Source organism: Sphingomonas desiccabilis, assembly GCF_004135605.1.
GTDB lineage: Bacteria > Pseudomonadota > Alphaproteobacteria > Sphingomonadales > Sphingomonadaceae > Sphingomonas > Sphingomonas desiccabilis.
Genome location: NZ_SDPT01000001.1, coordinates 1,185,997 through 1,202,695, shown reverse-complemented (window position 1 = coordinate 1,202,695; position 16,699 = coordinate 1,185,997). Strand labels below are relative to the sequence as shown.

Genomic DNA, 16,699 nt, shown 5'->3' with positions numbered 1-16,699 from the left:
GATGGCTGGGGCGGCAGGATTCGAACCTGCGTATGACGGTACCAAAAACCGTTGCCTTACCGCTTGGCGACGCCCCAGCAGCCGCGGGGCCTTATACCGGCCCCGGGCGTGGTGGAAAGAGGGTTATGCGCCGATCCGCTCGAGCCAGCCGTACGGATCCTCAGCGCGGCCCCGCTGGAGATTCACCAACGTGTCGCGCAGCGCGATCGTGCGCTCGCCCGGGCCGCCGTTTCCGATCGAGAAGCTGCCCTGCGGAGAGGATACCTTGCCGATCGGCGTGACCACCGCTGCGGTACCGCAGGCGAACGCTTCGCGAAGCCGGCCGCTGCGGGCATCGGCTTCCCACTGGTCGATCCCATAGCGCTCCTCGCGCACGGCGATCCCCTGGTTGCGGGCGAGGCGCAGGATCGAGTCGCGGGTGATACCGGGCAAGATCGTGCCGGTCAGCGGCGGCGTCAGCATGCTGCCGTCGTCGAAGACGAAGAAGATGTTCATCCCGCCGAGTTCCTCGACCCAGCGGCGCTCGGCTGCATCGAGGAAGACGACCTGGTCGCACCCCTGGCGGATCGCCTCCGCCTGCGCCACCAGACTGGCGGCATAGTTGCCGCCGCACTTGGCGTCACCGGTGCCGCCCGGCGCCGCGCGCGTGTACTCCTGGGAGACCCACAGCGACACGCTCGGCGCGCCACCCTTGAAATAGGCGCCGACCGAGGATGCGAGCACGATGTAGAGATATTCGGCGGACGGCTTCACCCCCAGGAACACCTCGCTCGCGAACATGAACGGGCGCAGGTAGAGCGCTCCGCCCTCACCCTCGGGGATCCAGTCCCGCTCGACCAGCGAGAGTTCTCGGCACGACGCGAGGAACAACTCCTCCGGCAGCTCCGGCATCGCCATGCGGCGTGCCGAACGACGGAAACGCTTCGCATTCTCTTCCGGACGGAAAAGGCCGACGCCGCCATCCTCGAGCCGATACGCCTTCAAACCCTCGAAGATTTCCTGCGCATAGTGGAGCACGGCGGCGGCCGGATCCATCTGCACGGGACCGCGCGCCACGATCCGCATGTCGTGCCAGCCCTTCTCGTCGGACCAGCGTGCAATCGCCATATGATCGGTGAACACGCGACCGAAGCCCGGGCTCACCAGCTTTTCCGCGCGCTCGCTGGCCGGGAGCGGCGAGGCGTTCGGCGTAAGAGGAAAGCGCGTTTCGGACTGGTCGGTCATGATCTGCTCCGCAATCGGACGGCGCGGTGCCGTTCCGGCTTGCGGTGGCCTAAGCCCACTGGCAGAACAGGTCAACATGACTGTCCCAAATCGTGCAGCCTCGGCCCAGTTCCTCCGCGAAACGGAAATCCGCCGCGGCTTCGAACTGCTCTATTTCGGGCATTCCAATCTGACCCGCGTGACCGATGCCGAGCTGGAAGCACACAAGCTCGGGCGCGCGCATTACCGGGCCCTGTATTTCATCGCCCGCAAGCCCAGCCTGTCGGTGAGCGAACTGCTGCGGCTGCTCGCGATCACGAAGCAATCGCTGGGGCGCGTGCTGGGGGAGCTCTCCGAACGTGGCCTGGTGGAAAGCCGAAGCGACGATCGCGACGCGCGCAGGCGGCTGCTGAAGCTGACGCCTGCGGGCGCGGCGCTGGAGAGCCGGTTATATCAACTCGTCCGCGAGCGGCTGGCCAAGGCCTATCAGACGGCCGGCCCCGAAGCGGTTGCAGGCTTCTGGACCGTCCTCGAAAGCCTCATCCCCGAGAGCGACCGTCCCATCATTCGGGCGCTCGGCGACCGCTGATCAGCCGCGCGCCGCGGCCGCCATCTCGGCATTTCGCCGCGCCGAGGCGGCCAGGGTTTCCTGCATCAGCCGACGGAGGGCCTCCTCGCGATCGAGCACGTTGAGGCCTTCCCGGGTCGAGCCGCCGGGGCTTGCCACGCGGTCCGCCAGCGCTCCGGGCGAAGCATCCGCTCCGCCGGCCAGGGCGCCTGCCCCTTCGACGGTCGCGATCGCCAGGCGACGCGCCTGGTCGTCCGGAAGCCCAAGCGCCGCGCCGGCCGCACCCATCGCATCGATGAAGCGAAAGACGAAGCCGGGGCCGCATCCCGACAGCGCGGTCACCGCGTCGAAGAGCCCTTCCTCGCCGATCCATTCCACCGTGCCGAGCGGTGCCATCAGCGCCGTCGCCGCACCCCGCAGCACCTCATCGGTGCTATCGCTGTGAAGCGCCACCACCCCCTTGCCGATCGAGACCGGCAGGTTCGGCATCGCGCGCACGATGGCGTCGGCCTGGAACCGTGCGGCAAGCGCAGCATTCTCGACGCCCGCCAGGATCGAGAGCAGGAGCTGCGGGCGCACCTGGGCAAGTGCCGTCCGGGCGATGATGTCGATCTGCTGCGGCTTCACGCCCAGCATGACCGTCGCCGGCGCGGGTGCACCCGCAGGCACCTCCGTCACCACGCGGATGCCATCGATCGGAAGCGAGCCGCTGCGATTGATGACGGTCACGTCGGCGGCAGAAACATGGCCGGTATCCAGCCAACGGCGGAGCATCGCGCCCGCCATGTTGCCGCACCCGACCAGCCACAAGGGTCCGGCGAGCGGCGTGCTCATGCCTCGCCCCGCGTCTCGATCATGGAGGCGGCGATCGCCTCCCGCGGGGACTTGCCGCCCCACAGCACGAACTGGAACACCGGATAGAAGCGCTCGCACTCGTCGATCGCGGTGTCGACCAGAACCTCTGCCTGCTCCAGCGAGAGCGCGGCTTCCTCGACGTCGATCATCGCCGCGTGGCGGAACAGCAGGATGCCGCTCGACGACCACAGTTCGAAGTGGCCGATCCACAGCTGCTCGTTGATGAGCCCGATCGCCTCGTAGATCGCGCCGCGACGGTCGTCCGCCACGCGCACGTCGGGAAAGGCAAGGAACTGGAGCACCCCGTCGTCCGCACGCCAGATCGCGCGCAGCTCGAACTCGGTCCAGCTTCCCTTGACCTTCGCGACGATCTCGTCCTCGTCGCGCTGGTGCGACCAGCCGTGCGCGGCGAAGTAGCGCTCCAACATGTCGATCGGAGCGGCAGCGTCGCGATCATCCTCGGCTTCGTCGAGCATCAGGTCCTTTCCGGATGGGCAGTCGTCATGGTTCGGAAATGCCAAGCGGCGCGCATCGACACAAGGTCGACACGCGCCGCTTGGCCCAGAAAGCTGGGGAAAACCCGTTAGCCGATGCTGTCGCCGGCAAGCGGCTCAGCCGCCGCCGACGGGTTGCTTCCAGCGGCGAGCTTCGCCTCCAGCGCTTCCAGCCGTGCTTTGAGGACATCCGCCTCGTCACGCGCGGCCACGGCCATGGCCTTCACGACCTCGAACTCGTCGCGGCTGACGAAGTCGAGACCGCCGACGAACTCACGCACCCGCTCGCGCGCAGCGCTTTCGCCCTCGCGCGCCATGCCAGCCAGCGTACCGGCAGCACCGTTCACGAACTTGGCGAAATCGTCGAAGATCCGGTTTTCGGATTGCATGTGTCAGGTCCTTCCCGCGTCTAGATCGCCATTTGGGCAGACGAGGTCGCCGGCACAAGGGTTTCGGCACCCGGATTGCGACGATCGATCTCCCAGGTGAGGGCCGTCGCCAGGACCAGCCAGGCCAGATAGGGGACGAACAGCAGCGCCGCACGGCGGCGGATCCGGGCGAACAGCCAGGCCGTAAGCACCACCAGAACAAGCAGCGCCAGGATCAACGCCAGGGCCGCGGACACCCGATGCGCTCCGAAGAACAGCGGCATCCACGCTAGGTTGAGCACCAGTTGCACCACAAAGACGCTGACGGCGATCCCACGCCCGCGCGCGCCGCGCGCGTCGAGCACCATGGCCAAAGCCACGCCCAGCAGCACGTAGATCAGCGTCCAGGCGGCTGGGAAAGCCCAGTCCGGGGGCGTGAACCAAGGCTTCGCCAGGGCGGCGTACCAGCCGTTTTTGGATCCGGCCGGCACCAGGCTGCCCGCGGCTAGCCCCAGCAGGAGGACGAGCGGCACGGTCACGATCGCCCACCGCAGGAAGCCCGCACGCAGTTGCGCTCTGGAAGCGATCTCGTTCACGCGCTCAATCCTGTTCATCCGGTGGCGTTGTCTGCGGTGCGGCCGGATGCAATGCAAGCCGGAGCCGTCACCCAGGCCGTGTCCCTATTCGGGACCGCCCGCCTCCTCCGGCGCGTGGGCAGCGATGAGGAACTCGATATTGCCCTCGGGCCCGGTGATCGGGCTCCGCGTCACCCCCTCGACACGCCAGCCGCGACCGGTCAGCCAGCCCGCCACCTCGTCGCACACGCGTGCGTGCACGGAAGGGTCTCGCACCACACCGCCCTTGCCGACTTCGCTGCGTCCGGCCTCGAACTGCGGTTTGATCAGCGCGAGCAGCCGGGCCCCCGGCCTGGCGAAACCCATCGGCACGTCCAGAACCTTGGCAAGCGCGATGAAGCTCGCGTCGCAGACGATCAGGTCCACCGGCTCCGGGACATGGGCGTCCGTGAGGAGCCGCGCACTCGTCTGCTCGTGCACGATGACCCTCGGATCCTGGCGGAGCTTCCAGGCGAGCTGGTTGGTACCGCTGTCGACGGCATAGACGCGCGCCGCCCCGCGGGTCAGGAGCACGTCGGTGAAGCCGCCGGTCGACGAGCCGACGTCGATCGCAACCGCGCCGTCGACCGCCCAGCCGAAGTGGTCGAGGCCATGGGCGAGCTTCACGCCGCCACGGGACACCCAGGGATGGTCGCGCCCGCGCACGTCCAGCACGGCATCGTCCGCGAGTTGCTGCCCCGGCTTGTCGATCTTTCGATCGCCGACGAACACCAGGCCTGCCATCACCAGCGCCTGCGCGCGCGTACGGCTTTCGGCGAGGCCTCGGTCGACGAGCAACTGGTCGGCGCGGATCTTGGACATGGCGGCCGAATGGACCGGAACGGCCTCCGCAGGCAAGCCGTCAGCAGGCGACGACGTTCACCGCCAGGCCTCCCAGGCTCGTCTCCTTATACTCGAAGCGCATGTGGTCGCCCGTTTGCCGCATCGTCTCGATCACCGCGTCGAGGGGCACGATATGGCTGCCGTCGCCATGAAGCGCGAGATAGGCGGCGTTGACCGCCTTCACCGCACCCATCGTGTTGCGCTCGATGCAGGGCACCTGCACCAGGCCGCCGATCGGGTCGCAGGTGAGCCCCAGGTTGTGCTCCATCCCGATCTCGGCGGCATTCTCGATCTGCTGGTTCGTCCCCCCGAGCACTGCCGCAAGTCCGGCCGCCGCCATCGAGCAGGCGACCCCGACCTCACCCTGGCAGCCCATTTCGGCCGCGGAGATCGAAGCCCGCTTCTTGTAGAGAAAGCCGATCGCCGCAGCCGTGGCGAGCAGCATCCGCGAGCCCTCCGGCGTCGCTCCTTCGACGAAGCTCTCATAATATTTGAGCACGGCCGGGATCACGCCCGCCGCCCCATTGGTGGGCGCGGTCACGACCCGCCCGCCGGCGGCATTCTCCTCGTTGACCGCGAGCGCCCAGAGACTGATCCACTCCATCACCGAAGCAGGAGCAGCGCGGTCGCTCCGTGCCGTCAGCGTCCCGTGCAGCCCCTTGGCGCGGCGGCGGACGTTCAGGCCCCCGGGAAGAATGCCATCCGTGGCACAACCGCGTTCGATGGAGGCAAGCATTGCCCCTCGGACGGCGTCCAGAAACGCGTCCGTCTCCGCGTGGCTCCGCCAGGCGCACTCGTTGCGAAGGACGATCTCGCCGATCGACAACCCGGTCTCCTGTCCGAGTTCGAGCAGTTCGGCACCCGACGCAAAGGGGTGCGCGACCGCGGCATTGGCGATCTGCAAACCCGCGCCCTCCTCCACCACGACCCCGCCGCCGATGGAGAAATACGTCCGGGTGAACTCGGAGCCATCGCTTCCGACAGCGGTGAAGCGCACCGCGTTTGGGTGCCCCGGGAGAAAGGCGTGGGAGAAGAGGACATCCTCCATGCTGAACGCGATCGGGACGCGCCCGCCCAGCTTCAACCGCCCGTCCGCATGTACCGAATGCAGGATCTGCGGCACTGCGTCGGGATCCACCGCGTCTGGCAAGTGCCCGGCCAAACCCAGGACTACCGCATTGTCCGTCGCGTGCCCCCGCCCCGTCAGCGACAGCGAGCCGAACAATTCACACCGCACGCGCACCGGAGATTGGGCCTCCAGAGCCGCCTCTGCGAAGGCGTGCGCCGCGCGCATCGGACCAACGGTGTGCGAGCTCGACGGTCCGATCCCGATCGTGAACAATTCGGTGACGCTGATAGAACGGCGCAGGTCACTGGGGGTATCCTGGGAGGCGGCTTCGGGCATGATGAACTCCCCGCCTCATGGCGGTTCCATGCCCCCTCTGTCCTTCCTGCCTGAGAATGCTATCCCGTCGGCGGACGCCAGCGCGCCTCTCTCCAGATGTTGATGACGACCGGTCCTTCTGCCTGAAAGTTTCCGGGGCGGTTGCTCCTTCGGCGCCGGGATGCACCCGGTCTCTCCCATGTCGTCGCACCGATGCTTCCGCTGGCGCCCGACGCAAGTCAAGCGGGGATCGCCCTTACTTCACAACGATCGGGATGCCTGCCACGGTCATGTGGACGCGGTCGGCGATCGCGGCGATCCGCTGGTTGATGGTTCCCGCAAGGTCACGAAAGCGGCGGGCGAGCGCATTGTCCGGCACGATGCCGAGCCCGACCTCGTTCGCGACCAGCAATACCTTCGCGCGCATCTTGCCCAGAACCTCGGCTAGCTCCGCCAGCCTCGCATCGCCATCCTCGTCGCCGAGCAGCAGGTTGGAGGCCCAGAGCGTCAGGCAGTCGATCAACACGACCGTGTCCTCGGCATCCACCGCAGAGATGGCACCGGCAAGGTCGACCGGTGCGTCCACCGTTGTCCAGCGATGGTCGCGATCGGCTTGATGGCGGCGGATGCGATCGGTCATCTCGGCATCGAACGCCTGAGCGGTCGCAACGAACACCAGCCGGCCGCCGGCAGCCTCTGCCACGGCCTGGGCATAGCGGCTCTTGCCCGAGCGCGCACCGCCCAGCACCAGCATGATGCGATAGGTCTGGTCGATGGGCATCGTTCCCCCTTGCCTGTTGCCTCGCCAATGCTGATGGAGGCCGCCGCATTCCAAGTCGAGGCCTCGCTTTGCGCGCACTGATGTTCCACGGCGGCTGCCTCGATGCGGCGGCGCGATATTTTCCGGATGCGCCGCGGCCATGGCTCGACCTCTCGACCGGGATCAATCCGGATGCCTGGGAGGCGCCGAGCGCTTCGACCATCGACTTGAGAGCGCTTCCTTCCGCCCAGGCGCTCGCAAGGCTGGAAGCGACCGCCGGAACGGCATTTGGTGCCAGGCACCTGCCGGTGGCGGCGCTCCCCGGAACCGAGCTCGGGCTACGACTGCTCGGCCGTCTCGGATTGCCGCGCCCTTACCGTCACGTCGCGCCCGGTTATCGGACCCATGCGGCAGCGCTGCCCGGCTCGACCGCTATCTCTCCGGACAGGATCGACGAGGTTGGCGGCGGTACCCTGCTCCTGGCGAACCCCAACAACCCGGACGGCCGCCTCGTGCCTCCCGATCGGCTGCTGGATCTCGCCCGCCGCCTCGGCAGGGCGGGCGGCGTCCTGCTGATCGACGAGGCCTTCGCCGATGCCGCGCCGGAAGCAAGCGTGCTGCCTCGTCTCGCACCGGAAGACCGGGTCCTGGTGTTCCGATCCTTCGGGAAATTCTTCGGCCTGGCCGGGCTACGTCTGGGGTTCGTGTCCGGGGCCGCCGACCTCATCGGCGAAATGCGCGAGCAGCTCGGAAGCTGGCCCGTATCCGCTCCCGCGATCGCGCTGGGCACGGCGGCCTACGCCGATACCGACTGGATCCTGGGGACGCGTAGACGACTGGCGGCCCGGTGCGAGGAACTCGACGAGACGCTTCGGCGACACCGCCTCTATCCTAAAGGCTCGTGCCCGTTGTTCCGCCTGATCGAAACCCCTGCCGCACCGGTGATCTTCGAGCACCTGGCGCAGCGTGGCATCCTAACCCGGCCCTTCGACTATGCTCCCGACTGGTTGCGGATCGGCTTGCCCGCGAATGCAGAGGCTGTGACCCGGCTCGATCGGGCACTGACCGATCGCTGAGCCCGTCGCCCTGCTCGCCCTTGCCATCGACGCTGCCGTCGGGTGGCCGCAGTGGCTCTATGCGCGCGTCGGTCACCCGGTCGGCGGCTTCGCACGTCTGATCGGTGCGTGCGAAACGCGGTGGAACGAGCCCGAGCGATCGGAGCGCGACAAGCGGCTTGCAGGCGTTGTGACGGCCGGCGTGCTCATTGTGGCCGCAGCGGGGGGCGCATGGGCCGCCGAGGCTCTGATCCGGACGCTTCTAGGCCCATATGCCTGGGTCGGCATCGCCCTGATCGCGGCACCCGGCCTCGCCCAGCGAAGCCTGGACGATCACGTCCGGTCGGTGGCCGCTGCCCTTCTTCGGGGTGATCTGCCGGGTGCCCGGTCCGCCGTGGGACGGATCGTCGGGCGTGACACAGCGGCGCTCGACGAGCCGGGCATCACGCGCGCAGCGATCGAGAGCCTGTCGGAGAGTTTCTGCGACGGCGTCGCCGCACCGCTCTTCTGGCTTCTGCTGCTGGGGCTGCCCGGGCTTTGGGCTTACAAGGCGCTCAACACCGCGGATAGCTTGATCGGCCATCGGGAGCCGCGATGGCGCGCGTTCGGCTGGGCCTCGGCGCGGGCCGACGACATCGCGAACCTCGTGCCGGCGCGGCTGGGGGGCGTCGCTCTCTGTATCGTGGGGGGGCGTGGGTGGCGGACCATGCTGCGCGACGCGCACCGTCACGCCTCGCCCAACGCCGGGTGGACGGAAGCGGCCATGGCCGGCGTCTTGCGGGTACGCCTCGCGGGACCGATCGCCTATGACGGCGTTGTCGCCACGAAGCCATGGATCGGCGGCGCCTTCCCCGACCCGCAACCCCGCGACCTCCGGCGCGCGCTTCACGTCTATCGCCGCGCCTGTCTGTTTCTCTGGGTCGTTGCAGGAGCCGTTGCATGGGTGCCGTGATGCTGCAAGGGACCGGCTCCGACGTCGGAAAGTCGGTGCTGGTGGCGGGCCTCTGCCGGGCACTCGCCAATCGGGGACTGCGCGTGCGCCCCTTCAAGCCGCAGAACATGTCCAACAACGCCGCGGTCACGGCAGAAGGCGGCGAAATCGGCCGTGCCCAGGCCACCCAGGCACTGGCCGCACGCGTTCCGGCAAGCGTCGACATGAACCCGGTGCTGCTCAAACCCCAGGGAGATCGCACCTCGCAGCTGGTGGTGCGCGGACAGGTTCGCGGCATTCTCAGGGCCGCACAGTGGCGCCAGGGACGCGACGGCCTGCTCGACGCGGTATTGGCGAGCTATCGTCGGTTGCAGGCAGAGGCGGACATCGTCGTGATCGAGGGCGCCGGCTCGCCTGCAGAGATCAACCTGCGCGCAGGCGACATCGCCAACATGGGCTTCGCGCGTGCCGCCGGGGTCCCGGTGGTGCTCGTCGGCGACATCGACCGTGGGGGCGTGATCGCATCGCTGGTCGGGACGTGTGCGGTGATCGACCCGGAGGATGCCGCGATGATCCAGGGCTTCCTGGTCAACAAGTTCCGCGGTGACCCGGCTCTCTTCGCCGATGGCTATCGTGCGATCGCGGAGCGGACGGGGTGGCGCGGTTTCGGCGTGGTCCCTTGGCTCGCGGATGCGGCCAAGCTGCCGAGCGAGGATGCGGTTGTCCTCCAGCAATCCCACGCACCGGGCGCGGGTCGCGTGGTGATCGCCTGCCCGATCACGGCGCACATCGCCAACTTCGACGACCTCGATCCCCTGCGTCTCGAACCGGACGTCGAACTGATTATGGTGCCCCCGGGCATGCCGATCCCGGCAGAGGCGGCGCTGATCGTCCTCCCGGGCTCCAAGGCAACAATCGCCGACCTCCGCTTCGTGCGCGCGCAAGGGTGGGACATCGACATACGCGCGCATCATCGGCGTGGGCGCCCGGTCCTGGGGCTCTGTGGCGGCTACCAGATGCTTGGCCGCAGCATCGCCGATCCGGACGGGATCGAGGGCCCGCCGGAGACGGTGGAGGGACTGGGATTGCTGGCCGTCGATACCGTGCTCGGCGGCGAAAAGGCGCTGGCCATAGTGCGCGGGATCGCCAACGGGGCCGCGTTCGAGGGTTACGAGATGCATCTCGGCAGGACTTTTGGGCCCGACCGGGAGCGACCGGCGGTACGCTTCGACGACGGGCGGCCGGACGGCGCAGTGAGCGCGGACGGTCTGGTGACCGGAAGCTATGTGCATGGTCTGCTGGGGGTCGCCGCGCAACGGCGGGCGTGGCTCGCGCGGGTCGGCGTGGCAGGCAGCGGCCCGGACCACAGCGCTTCCGTCGATCGCGCGCTCGACAGCATCGCAGCGCAGTTGGAGCAGCACGTGGACGTCGATGCGCTGATCGCGCTGTCAGGCCTGGCCGATCGCCACTAGCGCCACCAGCAATCCGGTCTCGACCAGTTCGATTCCTGCACCGTGAGCGTCGCCGGTGATCCCGCCCAGGCGCGCCCGGAACCAGGCCGCGGCAAGCGCGATCAGCAGCGGCGTGACGACCAGGAAAGGCGCCCCGACGCATGCGGCCGCCAACACGGCTCCCCAGCCCCAGAGATCGCGCGGGCGGACCGCCGACGCCACGGTTGCGCCCAAGCCAGCCCGCTTGAGCGGTCGGAGCCAGCGCGCCCAGGCGAGCGGGCCCAGGCGGGCGGCAAACGGCACCAGAAGCAGGGGAAGCCCCCCAGCGCTCGCTGCGCCATGGAGCAGAATCAGCTTGGCCAGCAGTTGCAACACGATCGCCGCCACCCCGAAGCTGCCGACATGAGGGTCGGCCATGACCGCGACCAGGCGGCTACGGTCGCCGTGCGCTGCGCCGACGCCGTCGGCGACGTCCGCCAGACCATCGAGATGCAGCGCGCCCGTGACGGCGACCCAGCAGACAAGCGCCGCCAGCGCGCCGACCCACGGGTCCGCGAGATTCCCGAGCCACCCTGCTCCGGCAACGAACGCCCCCACCACCAGCCCCACGAGCGGATAACAGCGGATCGCCGCCGCGAACGCTTCGGGACTGGCGGCCCCGGATGGAACGGGAAGCCGGGTAAGGAAGCCGAGCGCCAGCAGCAGCCCCTTCACGGGCGCAGCGCCAGGATCTGTGCCGTTGGTGCCTCGCCACGCCAGAGGCGGAGCGAGAGTACACAGGCATAAGGCAGGTCGAAGGCCCAGCTCTGGCGCCGATCGAAGCCGCACGCAGCGACCAAAGCCGCCCGCATGGCACCCGCATGGGTCACAATCAGGCTGGCATCCTCGACCTCTTCCAGGGCCTGGGCGACGCGCGCGAGGAGCGTCGACCAACGCTCTCCGCCAGGCGGCGACGCCCCATCCGGATCGTCCCAGAACCCGCGCAGCGCGGTAGCGTCCACGTCTTCCGGGCTCCGCCCATCCCAGCGTCCGAAATCAAGCTCCCGCCAGCGGCTGTCGAGGCGCAGCGCAACGTCTTTATCCGCTGCGATCGCCGCGGCGCAGTCTGCCGAGCGACGCAGGTCGGACGCGATCACCCGGCTAAACGCCAGCCCGGCCGCAGCCGAACGGCACGCCCGCACTCCGGCCGGAAGAACGTCACAATCCGTGCTGCCGAGAAGCCGGCCGGCAAGCGCCGGCTCGCCGTGGCGCATCAGGTGAAGATCGATCGGGGCCGTCACGCCTCGGAGACGCCTGCCTCGGCAAAGCTCGCCATCTGGTCGTGGCTGGCGATGGCGGCGCGCACCACGCCCGCCGCAACCGCAGCCCCGCTCCCCTCGCCCAACCGCATCCCCAAGGACAAAATCGGGTCGAGCCCCAGTCGATCGAGGAGCCGCCCATGGCCGGGCTCGGCCGAGCAATGTCCGGCGAGGCAGTGTCCGACGATGTCCGGGTTGGTCGCCGCAAGCGGGGCCACCCCGGAACAACAGATGAAGCCGTCCAGCAGCACGGGAACGCCTGCCTGTCGCGCAGCGAGCACCGCCCCGGCAATGGCGGCGATTTCCCGCCCGCCCAGTCGCCGAAGAATGTCGAAGGCACCCGATGCTGCCTTTGCGTGGCGGGTTAGGGCCGCGTCCACGGCCGCAACCTTGGCTTCGAACGCGCTGCCATGGACGCCGGTACCTGGACCGACCCATTCGCGGGCACCGCCGCCGAAGCTCGCCGCCGCCAGCGCGGCCGCCGCGGTCGAGTTGGCGATCCCCATCTCGCCCAGCACCAGCATGTCGAGACCCGGCTCGACCACGGCTGCGCCCAGGTTGAGCGCCGCGAGGCACTCCTCGGCCGACATGGCGGGAACTTCGACGAAGTCCTTTGTCGGGCGGTCGAGATCGATCGGGACGACGACCAGTTCCAGCCCGGCCGCATGGGCCAAGGCGTTGATGGCAGCGCCTCCGGCTTCGAAGTTGGCGACCATCTGCGCCGTGACTTCGGACGGGAAGGCACTCACGCCCCGCGCCGCCACGCCATGATTGCCCGCGAAGATCGCTACCCGCGCCCGCTCGATCCGAGGACGCTCGCGCCCCTGCCACCCGGCGAGAAACAGCGCGATCTCCTCCAGCCTGCCCAGCGATCCGGGTGGCTTGGTGAGGACGTCCTGCCGGGCGGCGGCAGCGTCGCGCGCCGCCGCATCGATGCCCCGCAAGCTTTCCAGCGCCGCTTCGAACGCCGCGACCGAAGCGAAGAAGCCGCTCATGCCACCACGAAGCCGGCGGGCGGCATGCGCGTGAGGAAATGTCCTTTCACGCCCTCCGGCCAATCACGATAGGGCACCTGGCCGCCATCGCTGCCGGCATACAGGACCGCATAGTCCAGGATTGCGCGTGCCGCGCTCTCGTCCGGGGTGAAGCGCCCGAGCACGTAACCGACCTTGTCCGGCGCGCGCAGATGCACCGTGCAGGAGTCCCCGCAGGCGAAGAGGCAAGGCATCTCCTCGACTGCCACGGCTTCATAGACCGGGTCGCTCGCCTGCACGGCCCTCAGTGCCTCGACCAGGCGGGCGCCGCTTCGCTTGTCGCTTCCGCCGGCCTGCTCCTCGCCGGAAATGCGGCAGGTGTTGCACGCCACGATCGCCGGCCCCGTGGCCGCGGGCTTCAGGATCATGCGAGCGCACGCTCCGTCCGCGCGGGCGGCACGCCCAGGCCGGTGAGCAGACGATGGAGAACCAACAAGCCCCCGAGCACCGCGGCATTGCGCGCCAGCTGGCGCAGCAGCACGTCTGGGGCGAAGGCTGCGGTTCCGCCATCCAGCACCACGGTCCCGAGAAGGATCATCCCCTTGAAGGCGACAAAGGAGGCAACGAAGCTCAGCGCGAGCCGGGTGGGGAACCCCGCCCCCGACGCCGCGGCGGTCCGATGGGCTGCAAGCGCGCCGGCGATCGCCGCCACCCCCATTACCGCACCCCAGCCGAGGCTGTTGGCGGTGAGAGGGTAATCAAGCCAGCAGAAGCCGACGAGCTGGCTCGTCGCCCACGCCAGCAGCGCGAGCGAGACCCCGTCCTTCGCCCGCATGTGCACCGCCGCCACGGCGGCAAGCGCCGGGAACGGAGTCGCGCACTTGAACACCAGGGTGGTCGCAACGCTCGCCAGCGTCAGCAACAGGATCCAGAGCGCCGATGCAGCTTGCGAAGAACGGGGTGTCGTCATCGATCATTTCCCTCAGAAGCGGCCGCGCAGGCCTGCATAGACGCTGCGGCCGAGCGTGCCGTACCGGTAGACGGTGGCATAGTTCTCGTCGAACAGGTTCTCCACCCGGGCGAAGAGCCGCACCTTCGGGCTCAGCGGCACCTCGCCCCGAACATCGACCAGCGTATAGTCGTCCAGTCGCGTTGTATTCGCCGCATTGTCGAAGCTCTTGCCGGCCCACCGCAGCGCCGCGCCCAGAGACGCGCCACTCGGCAGGCTGTAGGTCACGGACGCATTGGCCGTGTGGCGGGGTCGCCGCGGCAACCAGTTGCCGTAGGCGCTGCCGGCCGAGCGGTTCTCGGCCTCGGTCCAGCTGTAGTTGGCGTCGGCCGTCACTCGCGACCCCAGGCGGGCAGCAATGGTCGCTTCCACCCCGCGGGCGAACGCGCGGGCGATGTTGTCGTAATAGCCCCAGCGCGCGATGTCGGTGCCGGGGATGACGCAGAGCGGGTCCGGCGTGGCGCCGCAGCCGATATATTCGACCAGATCGCGGGTCCGGCGCTCGAAATACGTCGCCGAAAGCGTCACCGCCCGGTCGAGCAGGCGCTGCTCGACCCCCGCCTCCCAGCTTCGCGCGCGCTCGGGGTTGAGGGCTTGGTTCCCGTATTCGGAGAACAGCTGGTAGAGCGTCGGCGCCTTGAAGCCTTCGGAGTAGCTGGCGCGAACAACGGTGCCCCCCGGAAGTGCCCAGGCACCGCCTCCGGCGAACAGCGTCTTGCTGCCGTAGCGGTTGTGGTCATCCTGCCGCAGCCCCGCAGTCAGGGTGAGGCCGTCGACCACCACGCCGTTGACCTGCCCGAAGACGCCGGTGAGCTCCGCCGTGCCGCGTGCCGGCTCCGGCACCGGGTCCGACAAAGCGCCGGAAGGCGAAACGGAACGGAAGCGCGACTTCTCGTTCTCGATCCCGAACACGGCGTTCCATCCGGTCGCGATCGCAAGGCTGCCCTGATACTCGAGCCGCTCGTTCCGGCCTGCCGCGTCAAACGTCTTGGGCCGGTCGCGCGCCGGATCGTAGTTGTCGCGGTTGGTGTCGGTATAGCCGTAGCCGAAGCGGTTGCGCAGACGGCCACCCAGAAGGTCGACGTTCAGGCCCGCATATCCCACGAACTCGCGGTTGCGCGAATATTCCAGGCTGTCGCCGGCGAACCCGTCGATCTCCACGCGTCCATTGGCATAATAGCCCCGCACCTCCGCGCTGACGCCGGTCGCCAGCTCGAGCCGGGCGCGGCCCTGCGCGCTTTGGTTCGTATAGCCGTCCGCCTCGCGGCCTCCGAAGTCCGGCGCTACTGCCGAGACACCGTCGGTGGTGAACGTCTGGCCACCGACCCGCCACGCCAGCGGGCCGGTCTGCCCGCCCAGCGCCGCTCGGGCGCTCACGGTGTCGCGCGACCCCGCCTCTACGTCGAAGCTGCCTTCCAAATCACTCTGCGGCAGCGGGGTGACGACATTGACCACGCCGCCGATCGCCTGACTGCCCCACAGGATCGACTGGACACCGCGCAGCACCTCGATGCGTGAAGCGTCACCCACCAACAGGTTCGCGAAGTTATAGCCGCCGCCGGTGGACGACGGATCGTTCAGCTTGACGCCGTCGATCACGACGACGGTCTGGTCGCCCTCGGCACCGCGGATGCGGACCGAGGTGGCGGTACCAAAGCCGCCGTTGCTCGACAGGCTGACGCCCGGGGTGCGGAGCAGCAGCCCTGCCACGGTCAGGTCCTGAGCCTGGTCGATCGCTTCCTTGTCGAGCACCGTGATCGATGCGGCGACCCGATCGGCAGCGACCGGAGTGCGGGTCGCGGTGACGACGACCTCGTCGGACGCCGGAGCAGTGGCGGCATCCGGGATCGGCGCCTCCTGCGCAAAAGCGGGAAGCGAAAACAGCAGCGGCAACGGCGCAAGAACTCGGATCATGAAACCCCCTTCAACATGCAACGCCCGCTGCTTGCCGGGAGAGGGCGCACGCCCTCGCCCCCGCAAGCATGCAGGCTGACGATGTCGTCGCTCGGGTTTCCCCGTCCGTTCGGCGCACCCTGACCGATCGAAGGACGACTGCGTCAGGCAGGTCTCCTGGCTCGCGGGTCTCAGCCGGTCCTCGCCGCCTTCTCAGGATCACTCCCAATGGCGTATGGCGCGGTGGCTCGCCGCGTACAGTTGCAGGGGCAGCCGGGGTTTTCCCGTTCCCTTTTCATCCCCGTTACCGGGGAACCTGTCGCAAGCCGCCCGGTAGCTCCGCCACCGGGCGCGGTCAATCGCGCTCCGCGCCCGGCGTTGGCTGCGCGGTTAGAATTCGATCCCGGCCTGCGCCTTCACCCCGTCGCGGAACGGATGCTTGACCTGCGTCATCTCGGTGACCAGGTCGGCCATGTCGATCAGCGCCTGTGGCGCGTTGCGCCCGGTGACGACGAAATGCTGCCGAGGCCCCCGTGCCGCAGCGGCCTCCAGCACCTCCTCCACCGGCAGATAGTCGTAGCGCAGAACGATGTTGAGCTCGTCGGCGATCACCATATCGTAAGCCGGATTCTCCAGCATCCGCTTCACCTCTTCCCAGGCGGTGCGGGTCACGGCGATGTCGCGGGCGCGGTCCTGGGTGTCCCAGGTGAAGCCCTCGCCCATCTGGCGGAACTCGATGTGATCGGAAAGCGCGTCGAATACCGCCTTCTCGCCGGTGTCCATCGCGCCTTTCACGAACTGAATCACGCCCACCTTCATGCCGTGTCCGATCGCCCGCACCGCCATGCCGAGCGCCGCAGTGGTCTTCCCCTTGCCCGGCCCGGTGTGGACGATCAGCAGCCCCTTCTCGATCGTCTTGGTCGCCATCATCGCCTGGCGCGCAAGCTGTACCTTGCGCATCCTGGCGTTGTGGCGCGCGTCCTTGTCCTGCTCCAACCC

Annotated in this window: 19 protein-coding genes, 1 tRNA gene and 2 riboswitches; of the genes, 4 read left to right on the top strand and 16 right to left on the bottom strand. The window is 68.7% G+C overall.

Features of this window, described 5'->3' with window-relative positions; genetic code table 11:
• Positions 1 to 2: 2 nt before the first annotated feature.
• Positions 3 to 77, bottom strand: a tRNA-Gln gene (locus tag EO081_RS05780).
• A gap of 46 nt (positions 78 to 123) precedes the next feature.
• Complete coding sequence (locus EO081_RS05775) at positions 124 to 1,224, bottom strand: branched-chain amino acid aminotransferase (RefSeq protein ID WP_129340919.1); 1,101 nt, start codon at positions 1,222 to 1,224, stop codon at positions 124 to 126.
• A 76-nt stretch (positions 1,225 to 1,300) separates the two neighbouring features.
• On the opposite strand from EO081_RS05775, the gene EO081_RS05770 reads away from it, so the two are divergent.
• Complete coding sequence (locus EO081_RS05770; RefSeq protein ID WP_129340918.1) at positions 1,301 to 1,792, top strand: MarR family winged helix-turn-helix transcriptional regulator; 492 nt, start codon at positions 1,301 to 1,303, stop codon at positions 1,790 to 1,792.
• Here EO081_RS05770 and EO081_RS05765 read toward each other — a convergent pair whose 3' ends face one another.
• The 7 genes from EO081_RS05765 to cobU form a co-directional block, all read right to left on the bottom strand.
• The gene (locus EO081_RS05765) at positions 1,793 to 2,605 is read right to left on the bottom strand and encodes a pyrroline-5-carboxylate reductase family protein (protein ID WP_129340917.1); all 813 of its coding nucleotides are present in this window, start codon (positions 2,603 to 2,605) and stop codon (positions 1,793 to 1,795) included.
• Positions 2,602 to 3,102 carry a type III secretion system chaperone family protein gene (locus tag EO081_RS05760; protein WP_129340916.1) on the bottom strand — a complete coding sequence of 167 codons (501 nt, stop codon included), beginning with the start codon at positions 3,100 to 3,102 and terminating at the stop codon, positions 2,602 to 2,604. Before EO081_RS05760 ends, EO081_RS05765 begins: the two co-directional genes overlap by 4 nt.
• A gap of 107 nt (positions 3,103 to 3,209) precedes the next feature.
• Positions 3,210 to 3,509: an accessory factor UbiK family protein gene (locus tag EO081_RS05755; protein ID WP_129340915.1), complete on the bottom strand. Its 300-nt coding sequence runs from the start codon at positions 3,507 to 3,509 to the stop codon at positions 3,210 to 3,212.
• 20 nt (positions 3,510 to 3,529) lie between these two features.
• The gene (locus tag EO081_RS05750) at positions 3,530 to 4,084 is read right to left on the bottom strand and encodes a TspO/MBR family protein (protein WP_165284520.1); all 555 of its coding nucleotides are present in this window, start codon (positions 4,082 to 4,084) and stop codon (positions 3,530 to 3,532) included.
• A gap of 84 nt (positions 4,085 to 4,168) precedes the next feature.
• Entirely contained in the window at positions 4,169 to 4,924 is a 756-nt protein-coding gene (locus EO081_RS05745) for a TlyA family RNA methyltransferase (RefSeq protein ID WP_129340914.1), read from the bottom strand.
• A 40-nt stretch (positions 4,925 to 4,964) separates the two neighbouring features.
• A complete protein-coding gene (locus EO081_RS05740) occupies positions 4,965 to 6,350 on the bottom strand; it encodes an L-serine ammonia-lyase (protein ID WP_129340913.1) in 1,386 nt (461 codons plus the stop codon).
• Between the two features lie 101 nt (positions 6,351 to 6,451).
• Positions 6,452 to 6,539: riboswitch (glycine riboswitch) on the bottom strand.
• Between the two features lie 46 nt (positions 6,540 to 6,585).
• Positions 6,586 to 7,110 carry a bifunctional adenosylcobinamide kinase/adenosylcobinamide-phosphate guanylyltransferase gene (gene cobU / locus EO081_RS05735; RefSeq protein WP_206364348.1) on the bottom strand — a complete coding sequence of 175 codons (525 nt, stop codon included), beginning with the start codon at positions 7,108 to 7,110 and terminating at the stop codon, positions 6,586 to 6,588.
• Positions 7,111 to 7,397: 287 nt separating this feature from the next.
• Between cobU and EO081_RS05730 the strand changes: the two genes are divergently transcribed.
• From EO081_RS05730 to EO081_RS05720, 3 genes are read left to right on the top strand one after another with little or no spacing between them, the layout of a single operon-like run.
• A complete protein-coding gene (locus EO081_RS05730) occupies positions 7,398 to 8,165 on the top strand; it encodes an aminotransferase class I/II-fold pyridoxal phosphate-dependent enzyme (protein WP_311720439.1) in 768 nt (255 codons plus the stop codon).
• The gene (cbiB, locus tag EO081_RS05725) at positions 8,158 to 9,096 is read left to right on the top strand and encodes an adenosylcobinamide-phosphate synthase CbiB (protein ID WP_129340912.1); all 939 of its coding nucleotides are present in this window, start codon (positions 8,158 to 8,160) and stop codon (positions 9,094 to 9,096) included. Before EO081_RS05730 ends, cbiB begins: the two co-directional genes overlap by 8 nt.
• A complete protein-coding gene (locus tag EO081_RS05720; RefSeq protein ID WP_129340911.1) occupies positions 9,084 to 10,547 on the top strand; it encodes a cobyric acid synthase in 1,464 nt (487 codons plus the stop codon). Before cbiB ends, EO081_RS05720 begins: the two co-directional genes overlap by 13 nt.
• Here the strand turns inward: EO081_RS05720 and cobS are convergent.
• The 7 genes from cobS to cobO form a co-directional block, all read right to left on the bottom strand.
• Complete coding sequence (gene cobS, locus EO081_RS05715) at positions 10,524 to 11,240, bottom strand: adenosylcobinamide-GDP ribazoletransferase (RefSeq protein WP_129340910.1); 717 nt, start codon at positions 11,238 to 11,240, stop codon at positions 10,524 to 10,526. The two genes, EO081_RS05720 and cobS, sit on opposite strands and share 24 nt — an antisense overlap.
• Positions 11,237 to 11,779 carry a histidine phosphatase family protein gene (locus EO081_RS05710; protein WP_129340909.1) on the bottom strand — a complete coding sequence of 181 codons (543 nt, stop codon included), beginning with the start codon at positions 11,777 to 11,779 and terminating at the stop codon, positions 11,237 to 11,239. Before EO081_RS05710 ends, cobS begins: the two co-directional genes overlap by 4 nt.
• A gap of 23 nt (positions 11,780 to 11,802) precedes the next feature.
• Positions 11,803 to 12,819: a nicotinate-nucleotide--dimethylbenzimidazole phosphoribosyltransferase gene (cobT, locus tag EO081_RS05705; protein ID WP_129340908.1), complete on the bottom strand. Its 1,017-nt coding sequence runs from the start codon at positions 12,817 to 12,819 to the stop codon at positions 11,803 to 11,805.
• Positions 12,816 to 13,226, bottom strand: a complete 411-nt coding sequence (locus EO081_RS05700) for a DUF1636 family protein (RefSeq protein ID WP_183947825.1) — start codon at positions 13,224 to 13,226, stop codon at positions 12,816 to 12,818. Before EO081_RS05700 ends, cobT begins: the two co-directional genes overlap by 4 nt.
• Entirely contained in the window at positions 13,223 to 13,768 is a 546-nt protein-coding gene (locus EO081_RS05695) for a hypothetical protein (protein ID WP_129340907.1), read from the bottom strand. Before EO081_RS05695 ends, EO081_RS05700 begins: the two co-directional genes overlap by 4 nt.
• Before the next feature lie 12 nt (positions 13,769 to 13,780).
• Complete coding sequence (locus EO081_RS05690) at positions 13,781 to 15,721, bottom strand: TonB-dependent receptor plug domain-containing protein (protein ID WP_129340906.1); 1,941 nt, start codon at positions 15,719 to 15,721, stop codon at positions 13,781 to 13,783.
• Positions 15,722 to 15,850: 129 nt separating this feature from the next.
• Positions 15,851 to 16,035, bottom strand: a riboswitch (cobalamin riboswitch).
• 55 nt (positions 16,036 to 16,090) lie between these two features.
• Positions 16,091 to 16,696: a cob(I)yrinic acid a,c-diamide adenosyltransferase gene (gene cobO, locus EO081_RS05685; protein ID WP_129340905.1), complete on the bottom strand. Its 606-nt coding sequence runs from the start codon at positions 16,694 to 16,696 to the stop codon at positions 16,091 to 16,093.
• Positions 16,697 to 16,699 lie beyond the last annotated feature (3 nt).

What these genes read in the sequence shown, in the direction of transcription:
- EO081_RS05775 (WP_129340919.1), bottom strand. Translation starts at nt 1,224, where the DNA reads ATGACCGACCAGTCCGAAACGCGCTTTCCTCTTACGCCGAACGCCTCG.
- EO081_RS05770 (WP_129340918.1), top strand. Translation starts at nt 1,301, where the DNA reads ATGACTGTCCCAAATCGTGCAGCCTCGGCCCAGTTCCTCCGCGAAACG.
- EO081_RS05765 (WP_129340917.1), bottom strand. Translation starts at nt 2,605, where the DNA reads ATGAGCACGCCGCTCGCCGGACCCTTGTGGCTGGTCGGGTGCGGCAAC.
- EO081_RS05760 (WP_129340916.1), bottom strand. Translation starts at nt 3,102, where the DNA reads ATGCTCGACGAAGCCGAGGATGATCGCGACGCTGCCGCTCCGATCGAC.
- EO081_RS05755 (WP_129340915.1), bottom strand. Translation starts at nt 3,509, where the DNA reads ATGCAATCCGAAAACCGGATCTTCGACGATTTCGCCAAGTTCGTGAAC.
- EO081_RS05745 (WP_129340914.1), bottom strand. Translation starts at nt 4,924, where the DNA reads ATGTCCAAGATCCGCGCCGACCAGTTGCTCGTCGACCGAGGCCTCGCC.
- EO081_RS05740 (WP_129340913.1), bottom strand. Translation starts at nt 6,350, where the DNA reads ATGCCCGAAGCCGCCTCCCAGGATACCCCCAGTGACCTGCGCCGTTCT.
- cobU (WP_206364348.1), bottom strand. Translation starts at nt 7,110, where the DNA reads ATGCCCATCGACCAGACCTATCGCATCATGCTGGTGCTGGGCGGTGCG.
- EO081_RS05720 (WP_129340911.1), top strand. Translation starts at nt 9,084, where the DNA reads ATGGGTGCCGTGATGCTGCAAGGGACCGGCTCCGACGTCGGAAAGTCG.
- EO081_RS05710 (WP_129340909.1), bottom strand. Translation starts at nt 11,779, where the DNA reads ATGCGCCACGGCGAGCCGGCGCTTGCCGGCCGGCTTCTCGGCAGCACG.
- cobT (WP_129340908.1), bottom strand. Translation starts at nt 12,819, where the DNA reads ATGAGCGGCTTCTTCGCTTCGGTCGCGGCGTTCGAAGCGGCGCTGGAA.
- EO081_RS05700 (WP_183947825.1), bottom strand. Translation starts at nt 13,226, where the DNA reads ATGATCCTGAAGCCCGCGGCCACGGGGCCGGCGATCGTGGCGTGCAAC.
- EO081_RS05695 (WP_129340907.1), bottom strand. Translation starts at nt 13,768, where the DNA reads ATGACGACACCCCGTTCTTCGCAAGCTGCATCGGCGCTCTGGATCCTG.
- EO081_RS05690 (WP_129340906.1), bottom strand. Translation starts at nt 15,721, where the DNA reads ATGATCCGAGTTCTTGCGCCGTTGCCGCTGCTGTTTTCGCTTCCCGCT.